Origin of the sequence: Leucobacter weissii (genome assembly GCF_017565745.1) — a bacterium.
In the GTDB taxonomy this organism is placed as follows: domain Bacteria; phylum Actinomycetota; class Actinomycetes; order Actinomycetales; family Microbacteriaceae; genus Leucobacter; species Leucobacter weissii.
The window spans coordinates 146759-158836 of sequence record NZ_JAGDYM010000003.1; the positions used below are offsets into that span (position 1 = coordinate 146759).

At 71.3% G+C, this 12078-nt stretch carries 10 protein-coding genes; 3 read left to right on the top strand and 7 right to left on the bottom strand.

Going from position 1 to position 12078, the window contains the following annotated elements; genetic code table 11:
* Positions 1–41: 41 nt before the first annotated feature.
* Both J4H92_RS01590 and J4H92_RS01595 read right to left on the bottom strand, forming a co-directional pair.
* The gene (locus tag J4H92_RS01590) at positions 42–854 is read right to left on the bottom strand and encodes a heme ABC transporter ATP-binding protein (protein ID WP_341782966.1); all 813 of its coding nucleotides are present in this window, start codon (positions 852–854) and stop codon (positions 42–44) included.
* A 2-nt stretch (positions 855–856) separates the two neighbouring features.
* Complete coding sequence (locus J4H92_RS01595; protein WP_208095278.1) at positions 857–1939, bottom strand: FecCD family ABC transporter permease; 1083 nt, start codon at positions 1937–1939, stop codon at positions 857–859.
* 113 nt (positions 1940–2052) lie between these two features.
* Here J4H92_RS01595 and J4H92_RS01600 point away from each other — a divergent pair, with 113 nt between their 5' ends.
* The 3 genes from J4H92_RS01600 (at position 2053) to groL (ending at position 5758) form a co-directional block, all read left to right on the top strand.
* Positions 2053–3165, top strand: coding sequence for a heme/hemin ABC transporter substrate-binding protein (locus tag J4H92_RS01600; RefSeq protein WP_208095279.1), 1113 nt, complete (start codon positions 2053–2055; stop codon positions 3163–3165).
* A 188-nt stretch (positions 3166–3353) separates the two neighbouring features.
* The gene (locus tag J4H92_RS01605; protein ID WP_208095280.1) at positions 3354–3974 is read left to right on the top strand and encodes a LytR C-terminal domain-containing protein; all 621 of its coding nucleotides are present in this window, start codon (positions 3354–3356) and stop codon (positions 3972–3974) included.
* A 164-nt stretch (positions 3975–4138) separates the two neighbouring features.
* A complete protein-coding gene (gene groL / locus J4H92_RS01610; protein WP_208095281.1) occupies positions 4139–5758 on the top strand; it encodes a chaperonin GroEL in 1620 nt (539 codons plus the stop codon).
* Between the two features lie 267 nt (positions 5759–6025).
* On the opposite strand, the gene J4H92_RS01615 is transcribed toward groL, so the two are convergent.
* The 5 genes from J4H92_RS01615 to J4H92_RS01635 are packed head-to-tail and all read right to left on the bottom strand — an operon-like array spanning position 6026 to position 12057.
* The gene (locus tag J4H92_RS01615; RefSeq protein WP_208095282.1) at positions 6026–7543 is read right to left on the bottom strand and encodes a sensor histidine kinase; all 1518 of its coding nucleotides are present in this window, start codon (positions 7541–7543) and stop codon (positions 6026–6028) included.
* Positions 7544–7546: 3 nt separating this feature from the next.
* Positions 7547–8248, bottom strand: a complete 702-nt coding sequence (locus J4H92_RS01620; RefSeq protein ID WP_208095283.1) for a response regulator transcription factor — start codon at positions 8246–8248, stop codon at positions 7547–7549.
* A 52-nt stretch (positions 8249–8300) separates the two neighbouring features.
* Complete coding sequence (locus J4H92_RS01625) at positions 8301–10016, bottom strand: DNA repair helicase XPB (protein ID WP_208095284.1); 1716 nt, start codon at positions 10014–10016, stop codon at positions 8301–8303.
* A 37-nt stretch (positions 10017–10053) separates the two neighbouring features.
* A complete protein-coding gene (locus J4H92_RS01630) occupies positions 10054–11778 on the bottom strand; it encodes a helicase-associated domain-containing protein (protein ID WP_208095285.1) in 1725 nt (574 codons plus the stop codon).
* A 15-nt stretch (positions 11779–11793) separates the two neighbouring features.
* Complete coding sequence (locus J4H92_RS01635; protein ID WP_208095286.1) at positions 11794–12057, bottom strand: hypothetical protein; 264 nt, start codon at positions 12055–12057, stop codon at positions 11794–11796.
* Positions 12058–12078 lie beyond the last annotated feature (21 nt).

Below are 12078 nucleotides of genomic sequence, written 5' to 3' on the forward strand. Positions count from 1 at the left end.
GCGCCCCGAGCCCGATGCTCCGGCCGCGTGCGCCGGGCACCTCAGCCCCGCACCGGCAGGACGATGCGCGCGCCCGTCCGCGGGTGCGGGATCACCTCCACCTCGGTGCCGTAGACCTCGCCGATGAGCTCGGCCGTCAGCACCCGCTCCGGAGCGTCGCACGCCACGAGCCGCCCGGCCCGCAGCAGGGCGATGCGGTCGGCGTACGCTCCGGCGAGGTTGAGGTCGTGCAGCACCACGAGCACGGCGTCGCCGGCCCTGGCCCGCTCGCGGGCCAGGGAGAGCACGGCCTCCTGGTGACCCAGGTCGAGAGCCGCGGTGGGCTCGTCGAGCATGAGCACACCGGTGCGGCCGGCGATCACGCGCGCGAACGCGACGCGCGCCCGCTCGCCGCCCGAGAGCGACGGCACGCGCCGGCTGCCGAGCCGGGCGATGTCGGCCGCGTCGAGGGAGGCGGAGATCGCCTCGTTGTCCTCGTCCTCGAGCGGAGTGCGGCGCCACGGCGCGCGTCCCATCTCGACGACCTGGTGCACCGTGAACGGGAAGAGCAGCTGGTTGTCCTGCAGGAGCACCCCCCGCCTGCGCGAGAGGTCGGCCAGCGACCACTCCGAGATCTCGCGCCCCGCGAAGGTCACGGTGCCGCGATCCGGGGGAGTATCGCCGGAGAAGAGGCTGAGGAGCGTCGACTTGCCCGCGCCGTTCGGCCCGAGCAGCGCGAGCACCTCGCCCGCGCGCAGCTCGAGCGACACGGCGTCGAGCAGGGCGCGGCCCCCGCGATCCAGCCCGACGTCCTCGGCCGCGCACACGATCTCTCCCGCCGCAGCGCGGCTCGGCAATGCTGCGTGCCGCGCCACGGTCACCCCCACCCTCCGGCGCGCTTCCGGGTGCGGCGCAGCAGCCAGAAGAAGAACGGCCCGCCCACCAGCGCCGTGAGCATGCCGATCGGCATGTCGGCGTTCGGGACGATCGTGCGCGCGGCCAGGTCCGCGAGCGTGAGCAGGAGGGCGCCGCCCAGCGCCGACGCGGTGACGAGGGGCAGATGCGCGGGGCCGAGGATCATCCGCATCAGGTGCGGGATCACGAGGCCGACGAAGGCGATGATGCCCGCGAACGCGACGGCGGCGCCGGTGAGCAGGGCGACGATGAAGATCATGCCGATCCGGAGCGCCTCGACGTCGACGCCGAGGTGCCTCGCGTTGCGCTCGCCCAGCGAGAGCAGGTCGAGCTTGCGCGCGGACAGATAGGCGGCGATGAGGCCGACGGCGACGACCGGTGCGACGATCGCCACCTGGGTCCATCGGCTGCCCGCCAGGCTGCCCAGCTGCCAGAACACGATCTGCTCCCGGGACTGGGTGTCGCCGATGAAGGTCAGGAAGGCGATGGCGGCTCCGGCGATCGCGTTGACGGCGATGCCGGTGAGGACCAGGGTGACCACCTCGGTGCGCCCGTCCGCGCGGCTCATCGCGTAGACGAGCAGCGTCGCGCCGAGGCCCGCGGCGAAGGCGAGCACGGCCGTGGTCCACTCGCCGAACACGGTCAGGCCGAACACGATCGCGAGGCCGGCGCCGACCGCGGCGCCCGATGAGATGCCGATCACGCCGGGCTCGGCGAGGGGGTTGCCGAAGATCGCCTGCATGAGCAGTCCGGCCACGGCGAGGCCGGCTCCCACCAGGACGGCCATGGCGACGCGGGGGAAGCGGATCGCCCAGAGCGTGGCGTCCCCCGTCGGGTGGCTCGGCAGGGGCAGCCAGTCGATCCCGATGCGGTGGAGCAGGGATCCGAGCACCTCCTGCGGTGCCACGCCCAGCTGCCCGGTGCCGGCCGAGACGATCACGGAGACGACGAGCGCCAGCGCGAGCGCGGCGATGAGCGCGGTCTGCAGGGCGGCTTGGCGCAGTGCCGTGCGCTGCGCCGCGGCGGCGGGGGTGGAAGGGGTCATGGCGCCTCTGGCAGCGTTCGGAAGCGCGCGCAGCCGGGGATGCCTCCGGGGCGCGCACCGGGCCCGTGCGGACCCGCAGATCATCTTATCTTGGTTGGGTTAGGCTTGGCGGGATGAGCACTTGGAGACGAAGCACTCTCGCGCTGGCACTGGCGGCGCTGCTGGGGGCAGGCCTGGCCGCCTGCACCGCGGGCGGCCACGGCGACGCGCCCGGCTCCGTCGAGACCCTCGATCTGCCGCCGCTCGCCGAGCTCACGCCCCTCGCGGATCCGACGGCCTACGAGGGCCCGACCACGGCGGTGATCGGCGGGCCGAGCATCCCTCCGCTCGAGGATCCGCCCGCGGCGGAGCTCCCGGCGACGGTCGTGTCGAAGGACGGTTCCGGCGACACGGAGATCACCGTCACCGACGTGTCGCGCGTGGTGCCGCTGTCCCTCAGCGGATCCGTCGGCGAACTGGTCCACACCTTCGGGCTCGCGGAGAGCATCGTCGGGCGCGACGTCTCGACGAACTTCCCGGGTGCCGAGGACATCCCGGTCGTCACACGGGACGGGCACTCGATCGACGCGGAGGGCGTGCTCGCGCTCGACCCCTCCCTCATCATCACCGACGGCAGCGTCGGCCCCACGGATGTGGTGCTGCAGCTGCGGGACGCGGGCATCCCCGTGGTGACGGTCGATCGGGCGGTCGACCCCGAGAGCAGCTACGTCGCCGCGCAGCAGGTCGCCGACGCGCTCGGCATCCCCGACGCCGCACCGGGGGTGATCGAGACGCTCAAGGGCGCCATCGCCGACAAGGAGGCCGAGATCGCGGGGCTGCTCCCCGAGGACCGGTCGAAGCTGCCCCGCGTCGCGTTCCTGTACGTCAGGGGAACGGCCGGCATCTTCTACCTGTTCGGCGAGGGCAGCGGGGTGGACAGCCTCATCCGCTCGATCGGCGCGATCGACGTGGCGGAGGAGATCGGCTGGGAGGGCGAGAAGCCGATGACCGAGGAGGCGCTGATCGCGATGGATCCCGACGTCATCCTGGTGATGACCAAGGGGCTCGAGAGCGCCGGAGGGGTCGACGGGCTGCTCCAGGCGCAGCCGAGCATCGCCCTGACCGCCGCCGGGGAGCACCGCCGGATCGTCGACGTCGACGACTCGCTGCTGTTCGCGGGAGGCACCCGCATCCCCGACGTGATCGACGGCCTCGCACGTGCGGTGTATGCTCCCGACTCGCTCTGAGCGACGCGACGCGTCGCGCCGTCGGGAGCCGGCCGCGACTCGCGGCCGGCCGAAGCGCGCAGCGCCGAGGAGGACTCGCTCAGGGCAACCACAGGACTCGCGGAGCACCGAGTGTATTCTTATGGATCAGCATGCGGCTCTTCGCGTGTGTGGGGCGATCGACGCCGGAGGTGCGGGAGGAGCGGGGCTTGGCTCGGAAACACGGTGACGACGCGACCGCGCGTGCTCGCGCCGAGGCGACGGAGGATCGCTTCGATCGCGTCCCGCGGAGCGGCCGCGCTGGAGCACACCGGCTGGTCGCCAGGCGGCGCCGCTTCTGGTGGTACGCGGTGGCGGTCGTGCTCGGGGTGGTCCTGCTCGGCGGCGCCGGCATCTTCGCGCTGCACAGCTTCGGCTCCGGCGCCACGGGGATGCTCGAGGGCGGGAACGGCAGCGGGTCCGGCGTTCAGCGGACCGAGCCGGAGCTCGATCCCGAGGCCTCGGTCGCCATCCTGAACGGCACGAAGGTGTCGGATCTGGAGAACGCCGTGGGGCGGCAGATCACCGACAACGAGTGGGGCGAGATCGCGTTCGCGGGCATCGCGGCGAGCGACGACGTCGAGATCTCCGCGGTGTTCTACTCCGCCGCCGAGGACGAGGCCGCCGCGCTCGGGCTCTCGGCCGAGCTCGGCGGGATGTCGCCCGTCAGGAGCAGCGACTACGACGAGTACGGCGTGCGGCTGGTGGTGCTCCTCGGGGCGGACTACGCGGGGCCGGGCAGGGACGAGGTCGACGAGGGCGAGGCCGCGCCCGCGGATGCCCAGGGGTGAGCCGGGCGTTCGCTGAACGCGAGCACAGACCCGCGGCGCTCTGCTTGCACTCCCCGGGCGTGAGTGCCAAGATTGATTTAGCAGTCGGTACACCTGAGTGCTAAGAACTCATGCTCTGGCGCCGCTCCCCGGCGCCACCGGAACACGTCCAGGAGGGCGAACACATGGCAAAGATCATTGCGTTTGACGAGGAAGCACGCCGCGGCCTTGAGCGGGGTCTGAACACCCTTGCCGATGCCGTGAAGGTGACCCTGGGTCCGCGCGGCCGCAACGTCGTGCTCGAGAAGAAGTGGGGCGCCCCCACGATCACCAACGACGGCGTCTCGATCGCCAAGGAGATCGAGCTCGAGGATCCCTTCGAGAAGATCGGCGCGGAGCTCGTCAAGGAGGTCGCGAAGAAGACCGACGACGTCGCGGGCGACGGCACCACCACCGCGACCGTGCTCGCCCAGGCGCTCGTGCGCGAGGGCCTGCGCAACGTCGCGGCGGGCACCGACCCGATCGCGATCAAGAAGGGCATCGAGAAGGCCGTGGCCGCGGTGTCCGAGCAGCTGCTCGCCAACGCCAAGGAGATCGAGACCACCGACGAGATCGCCGCCACCGCTTCGATCTCCGCCGCCGACGAGCAGATCGGCCAGCTGATCGCCGAGGCGATCGACAAGGTCGGCAAGGAGGGCGTCGTCACCGTCGAGGAGTCGAACACCTTCGGCACCGAGCTCGAGCTGACCGAGGGCATGCGCTTCGACAAGGGCTACCTGTCGGCCTACTTCGTCACCGACACGGACCGCCAGGAGGCGGTCTTCGAGGATCCCTACATCCTCCTCGTCAACAGCAAGGTCTCGAACATCAAGGATCTGCTCCCGGTCGTCGACCCGGTGATCCAGTCGGGCAAGCAGCTGCTCATCATCGCTGAGGACGTCGAGGGCGAGGCGCTCGCGACGCTGGTGCTCAACAAGATCCGCGGCATCTTCAAGTCGGCCGCCGTCAAGGCTCCCGGCTTCGGCGACCGCCGCAAGGCCATGCTGCAGGACATCGCGATCCTCACCGGCGGCACCGTCATCAGCGAGGAGGTCGGCCTCAAGCTCGAGAACGCCACCCTCGACCTGCTCGGCACCGCGCGCAAGGTGATCATCACCAAGGACGAGACCACCATCGTCCAGGGCGGTGGCGAGGAGGAGCAGATCCAGGGCCGCGTGACCCAGATCCGCCGCGAGATCGACAACACCGACAGCGACTACGATCGCGAGAAGCTGCAGGAGCGCCTCGCGAAGCTCGCGGGCGGCGTGGCCGTCATCAAGGCGGGCGCGGCCACCGAGGTCGAGCTCAAGGAGCGCAAGCACCGCATCGAGGACGCGGTCCGCAACGCCAAGGCGGCCGTCGAGGAGGGCGTGCTGCCGGGCGGCGGCGTCGCGCTCATCCAGGCCGGCAAGGACGTCTTCGCGAAGCTCGAGCTGTCGGGCGACGAGGCCGTCGGCGCCAAGATCGTCGAGGCCGCCATCGAGGCCCCGCTGCGCCAGATCGCGCTCAACGCCGGCCTCGAGCCGGGCGTGGTCGCCGATCGCGTGGCCGGCCTGCCCCTCGGTCACGGCCTCAACGCCGCGACCGGCGAGTACGGCGACCTGGCTGCCCAGGGCATCCTGGATCCCGCCAAGGTGACCCGTTCGGCGCTGCAGAACGCCGGCTCCATCGCGGGCCTGTTCCTCACCACCGAGGCCGTCGTCGCCGACAAGCCCGAGCCCGCCGCTCCGGCCCCGGCCGATCCGACCGGTGGCATGGACTTCTGAGTCCTGCCCGCCCGGCCTTGCCGGGCGCTCGGTCTCCGGGCCTACGGGTCCGAACCTTGGAGCGGGGTCGCACCTTCGGGTGCGGCCCCGCTTTCGCGTGTGTCACGCTCCTCGTGTCCGTCACGCTTCTCACGAGAGGGATGCTGCCTTACGAGAGGGACGTTGCTCGCGTGGGAAACGCCGTCCCTTTCGTAAGGCAGCATCCCTTTCGTGAGGCACTCCGAAGCATCGGTCGTGCGGAGCTGCATTCAGTCCGCGGAGCTGCACTCAGTCCGCGGCGAGATACTCGGCCGGCGCGAGCGGCAATTCGACGCGGAAGGTGGCGCCCCCGCCGGGGGTCTCGTGCGCGCTCACCCTGCCGTCGTGGGCGCGCACGATCGACTGCACGATCGAGAGCCCCAGCCCGGAGCCGCCGGTCTCGCGGTTGCGCGAGTTGTCGGCCCGCCAGAAGCGGTCGAAGATCTTCGACCGGAACTGCTCCGGGATCCCCTCGCCGTGGTCGATGATCTCGAAGCGGGCGAGGCCCTCGGCCGCGTCCGACGAGACGACGATCTCCAGCGGCGTGCCCGCCGGGCTGTAGCGGAGCGCGTTGCCGATGAGGTTGGTCATCACCTGGCGCACCTTGTGCTCGTCGCCGACGACGACGGGGGAGGCCGGATCCTCGGCCACCCGCACCTCGCGGTCGGGATCCTGCGCGACCGTGTCGAGCGCGGCATCCGCCGCGAGCTGGTTCAGCGGCAGAGGCGTGCGCTCGAGCGGCCGGCGCTCGTCGAGGCGCGCGAGCGACAGCAGATCCTCGACCAGCGAGGTCATGCGGATCGCCTCCTTCTCGATGCGGCCCATCGCCAGCGACACCTGCTCGTCGTCCTGCAGCGCGCCCATCCGGTAGAGCTCCGCATACCCTCGCACGGAGACGAGCGGGGTGCGCAGCTCGTGCCCGGCATCGCCGATGAAGCGGCGCATCTGCTCGAGCGCGCGCACGCGTTCGTCGAAGGAGGCGTCGATGTGGTCGAGCATCACGTTGAGCGATTCGCCGAGGTGCCCGACCTCGGTGTTCGGCCCCGAGATCATGATGCGCTTCGAGAAGTCGCCGCGGGAGATCTCGAGCGCGGTGCGCTCCACCTCGGCCAACGGGACGAAGGTGTTCGTGACGAGGATCCGGGTCAGCGCCGCGCCGAGCAGCAGCACCGCGAGGCTGAAGCCGGCGAAGACCAGGGTGAAGCGCGCCATCAGGCTGTTGGTCTCGGCCGTCGACGACGCGATGAGGAGGATGCCCCCGGGCGCGCCGCCCGCTCCGGACACCACGGGGATCGCCACCGCCCGCCACTCCACGCCGTCCGAGGCGGTGAGCGCGAAGGGGGCGTTGGAGTTGTGCCGCGCCCATTCCGGCGTGAGCTCGGGCACCTCGGGCAGCGGAGCCGCGTTCTGATCGCCGCGATCGTTGTCGTGCAGCACCGCCCCCGTCAGATCGAGCACCGCCACGTAGTAGCGCTTCGGCGCGTTCTGCACGTCGGCGGCGGTCAGGCCGTTCGTGTCCGCCTCCGGCCCCAGCGCATCGGCCGGATTGGAGAAGAGCTGCCGCAACTCGGCGTCCTGCACCCCGATCAGCTGCGGCCTCAGGAACGCCTGCGTGCCGACGCCCGCGACGATCAGCCCGAGCGAGAGGATGAACACCGTCACCCCGGTGATCTTGGTGCGCAGCGAGACATCGGCCCAGCGATCCGCGAGCTTCTGCTTCGGCGCGGGCGCCTCGGTCTGGTCGCTCACGTCGGCCGGGTCAGCCATGGGCTACTTCGCGTCTGTCTTGAGCATGTAGCCGAAACCGCGCTTGGTCTGGATCAGCGACTCCTCGGTCAGCGGATCGAGCTTGCGGCGCAGATATGAGATGTAGGACTCGACGATGCCCGCGTCGCCGTTGAAGTCGTACTCCCACACGTGGTCGAGGATCTGGGACTTCGAGAGCACGCGGTTCGCGTTCTGCATGAGGTAGCGGAGCAGCTTGAACTCGGTCGGGCTCAGCTCGACCTGCGCGTCGGAGACGGTCACCTCGTGCGTGTCCTGGTCGAGCACGATGGGGCCCACCGCGATCACGGCGTCCTCGTTCTCCTGCGTGGTGCGGCGGAGGATCGCCTTGATCCTGGCGATGATCTCGTCGAGGCTGAACGGCTTCGTGACGTAGTCGTCGCCGCCGACGGTGAGGCCCTGCACCTTGTCCTCGACGTCGTCCTTCGCGGTGAGGAAGAGGATCGGGGCCGTGTAGCCGGCCGAGCGCAGGCGCTTGGTCACGCTGAAGCCGTTCATGTCGGGCAGCATGACGTCGAGGATGATGAGATCCGGCTCCTCCTCGAGGACGGCGGAGATGGTCTGAGCGCCGTTGGACACGGCGCGCACGCCGAATCCGGCGAAGCGCAGGCTGGTGCTGAGCAGTTCGCGGATGCTCGGCTCGTCGTCGACGATGAGAATACGGGGACCCTTGGGCTGCGTGTTCATGCAACCAGTATCTGACCGTTTGCTATGAGTTGGCTGGAAGCCTGATGACTGGTCAGAGCTGGTCGGCGTCGAGGATCGTGTAGCTGTAGCCCTGCTCGGCCAGGAACCGCTGCCGGTTCTGCGCGAAGTCCTGATCCACGGTGTCGCGGGTCACGAGGGTGTAGAAGGAGGCGGAGGCTCCGCCCGCCTTCGGCCGCAGGAGCCGGCCGAGGCGCTGCGCCTCCTCCTGCCTGGAGCCGAAGGAGCCGGAGATCTGGATCGCCACCGAGGCGTCCGGGAGATCCACGGAGAAGTTCGCCACCTTCGACACGACCAGCAGGGGCTCCTCGCCGTCGCGGAAGGCCTGGAAGAGGCGCTCGCGCTCGTCGACCGGGGTCTGGCCGGTGATGAGCGGTGCGTTCAGCGCCTCCGCCATGGACTCGAGCTGGTCGATGTACTGGCCGATCACGAGCACGCTCTCGCCGGGATGCCGCTCGACGATGCGCCGGGCGAGGGTCTGCTTGGTGGAGGCGCTGGAGGCGAGGCGGTAGCGATCCTGGTCCGAGGCGATCGAGTACTCGTAGCGCTCGCTCTCCGGCAGATCCACCCGCACCTCGAAGCAGGCCGCGGGGGCGATGAAGCCCTGCGCCTCGATGTCCTTCCAGGGCGCGTCGTAGCGCTTGGGCCCGATCAGGCTGAACACGTCGCCCTCCCGGCCGTCCTCGCGCACGAGGGTGGCGGTCAGGCCGATCCTGCGCCTGGCCTGCAGATCCGCCGTGAGCTTGAACACCGGCGCCGGCAGCAGGTGCACCTCGTCGTAGACGATGAGGCCCCAGTCCTGTGCGCTGAGCAGCGAGAGGTGCGCGTACTCGCCCTTCCGCCGGCTGGTCAGGATCTGGTAGGTGGCGATCGTGACCGGCCGGATCTCCTTGCTCTGCCCGGAGTACTCGCCGATCTCGTCCTCGCTCAGCGTGGTGCGCCGCAGGAGCTCGTTCCTCCACTGCCGCGCGGAGACCGTGTTCGTCACGAGGATCAGCGTCTTCGCCCCCACCGCGGCCATCGCGCCGGCGCCCACGAGCGTCTTGCCCGCGCCGCACGGGAGCACCACCACGCCGGAGCCGCCGGTCTCGAACGCGTCGACGGCGCGGCGCTGGTAGTCCCGCAGCTGCCAGCCGCTCTCGTCGAGTTCGATGTCGTAGGGCTCGCCCGGCGTGTAGCCCGCGAGGTCCTCGGCGGGCCAGCCGCGCGCCACCAGCTCCTGCTTGAGCTGCCCGCGCGCCCACGGCAGCACCTCGATGCGCTGCTCGTCGAGCCGGCCGCCGAGCAGCGGGGCGACCTTCTTGGCGGCGGACACCTCTCGGAGGATCGCCGGATCCTCGGAGCGGAGCACGAGGCGGCTCGGACCGGTGGGCGGTGCCTCCGAGCCCGCGGGCTGGCTCGAGGCGTCAGGCGCGCGATGCGATGCGTCGCTCCGAGGATCCGGGTCCGCGCGCTCGATGGTGAGACGGCCGTACCGGCGCATCGTCTCCGCGATCTCGCCGGACACCTGCGTCGGGACGGGGAACTTGGCGTGCCGGTCCAGCGTCGCCACGATCTCGTCCGCCGTGTGCCCCGCCGCGCGGGCGTTCCACAGCCCGAGCCGCGTGATCCGGTAGGTGTGGATGTGCTCCGGCGCGCGCTCGAGCTCCGCGAAGACGGCGAGCTCGTGGCGCGCATCCTCCGCATCCGGATGCGCTACCTCGAGCAGCACGGTGTGATCGCTCTGCACGATGAGAGGCCCGAGAGTCATAGCTCTCCAGTCTACGCGAGTCGAGACCTCGCGAACGCTACGCGGCCTCGACCGCCACGATCGCGCTGAGGGGCAGGGTGCGCTGCACGCCTGCCTGCTGGTCCGTCGCGCGCAGGCGGCTGCCGGTGAGCGCGACGGGCAGCAGGAGGAAGGTCCGCTCGTCCGGCCCGGCCGACGCCGTCACGCGGACCGGGCTGCGATCCCGGATCGCCAGCTCGAGCCGTCGAGAGAGGTCGCCGGTCCCCTCGGCGGCGGCGAGCAGGCGCTCGATCAGCGCGTCGATCTCCGGACTGGGAGCGCGGCCGTGCGTGCCGTCGTCGGCGCTCTCCGCCGCGGCGCCGGCATCCACCGCCTCCGCGGTCGCTGCGATGCGGACGATGGGATCCGCCGCGGGCGGATGCCCGAAGCGGTGATCCTGCGCGGCCTGCAGGGTGCCCGCGAGCTGCTTCCGAGCGAGGTCGCCGAGCAGATAGTCCAGCGGCTGCGGGATCCCGGTGAGCGACAGCCGCTCGAGCCTGGCGCGCAGCGCGTCGACCCGCTCGCCCGCGCGCAGCGATCTGGTGAGCGAGGGCGCGCTCAAGCGCAGCGTCATGGCCACCCCGAGCTGCTCGGTGTCGGCGATCGTGTGGAGCCAGCGCTCGTCCGCGGGCGCGAGCGGCCCCGGCACGATGATGCTGAGGTCCGGCTGCAGATAGAGCCCCGTCGCCGGATCCGGGAAGTCGCGCGAGGCGATCCTCAGCGCCCCCTCGACGTCTCCGGCGAGCAGGGGCGTCGCCGGGGGAGCGAGCACCCCGCCGACGGCGATGCCGAGCAGTTCCGCCGCGTCCGCCCACGCCTCGGCCCGTCGGAGCGAGGCCTCCGGGAGCAGCGGGAACTCCTCGGGCAGCAGGTCGCGGACGACCGCACCGAGATCGATGCCTCCGAGACCGAGTGGCGGCTCGGCGGAGCCGTGACCCGCCGGACGTCGCTCGGCGGCCAGAAGACCGAGCGTGCGGGAGAGCTCGGGAGGAAGCTCGTCGAGGAGCGCTGCGGCGAGGGCCGACCAGCGTTCCGGATGCGGCAGATCCAGCCAGCCGGCCGCAGCTGCGGTGGTGCCGAGATAGTCCGCGGACTGGTAGCCGGGGAACGGGGCGACCAGTCCGAGCGCGCGGAGCAGATCCACCAGGAGGCCGACCGGAGCGGCTTCGTCGTGGATGCTCTGGGCGAGGTCGCGGCCGGCGCTCACCGTCAGGGCGCCCCGGCGGCTGAGCCTCGCCGAACGGGAGGAGAGGGCGCGCAGCAGCCCGGACGCCTGCCCCACCGCGGTCAGCGCGGCGCCGAACCACGAGGCGTCCTGCGGGCGCCCCTCGGGCTCGTGGCCGTCGCGGTCGATTCCGCGGCCCCGCTCCCGGCGCAGTGCGCTCAGATCCGAGTCGGACAGGATCTCCGACACCTCGGGAAGCGCGACGGGCTCGTCGCGGCCGGTGTCGAGGCCGACCAGGCCCAGGCGTCTGACGCGGGAGAGCGCCGCGGGGTCCGCCGCGGCGGGGCCGGACGCCTCTCCGGGGGGACCCTCCTGCACGAGCAGCAGCGCCTCGAGACCCGACCGATCCGTGGTGCGCACGGCTGCGGCCACCGAGTCGCCGCGGAGCAGCTCGATCGCCAGCGCGAGCGGATCCCGTATCTCCTGCGGCGCCTGGACGTCGCGCGCGGCGAGCAGCTCGCCGAGTTCGGCGCGATCCATCGCCGCGATCGACGCCGCCAGGGCGAGTGCTCCGTTCACCGAACCGCCCGCCCGCTATTCGCGCTCGCTTCGGCGGCCCCCGCGTCGGCTGAAGCTGATGATGAGCAGCACGATGAGCAGTACGAAGCCGATCGGCAGGCCGTAGAAGGCGATCCAGGTCACGATCGCCCACAACCCCGAGGCGAGGGCCTCCCTGCCCGCGGCGAGCCCCACGATCAGCGTGGTGAGGTAGGAGATCACCGCGAGCGCGATGATCGAGATGGAGGCGTAGGCCAGGACTCGCTCGAAGGTCGAGAACTTGGGGGCGTCGGATGGCATCCCGCCCATTTTACACCGTTG

What these genes read in the sequence shown, in the direction of transcription:
- J4H92_RS01595 (WP_208095278.1), bottom strand. Translation starts at nt 1,939, where the DNA reads ATGACCCCTTCCACCCCCGCCGCCGCGGCGCAGCGCACGGCACTGCGC.
- J4H92_RS01600 (WP_208095279.1), top strand. Translation starts at nt 2,053, where the DNA reads ATGAGCACTTGGAGACGAAGCACTCTCGCGCTGGCACTGGCGGCGCTG.
- groL (WP_208095281.1), top strand. Translation starts at nt 4,139, where the DNA reads ATGGCAAAGATCATTGCGTTTGACGAGGAAGCACGCCGCGGCCTTGAG.
- J4H92_RS01615 (WP_208095282.1), bottom strand. Translation starts at nt 7,543, where the DNA reads ATGGCTGACCCGGCCGACGTGAGCGACCAGACCGAGGCGCCCGCGCCG.
- J4H92_RS01620 (WP_208095283.1), bottom strand. Translation starts at nt 8,248, where the DNA reads ATGAACACGCAGCCCAAGGGTCCCCGTATTCTCATCGTCGACGACGAG.
- J4H92_RS01625 (WP_208095284.1), bottom strand. Translation starts at nt 10,016, where the DNA reads ATGACTCTCGGGCCTCTCATCGTGCAGAGCGATCACACCGTGCTGCTC.
- J4H92_RS01635 (WP_208095286.1), bottom strand. Translation starts at nt 12,057, where the DNA reads ATGCCATCCGACGCCCCCAAGTTCTCGACCTTCGAGCGAGTCCTGGCC.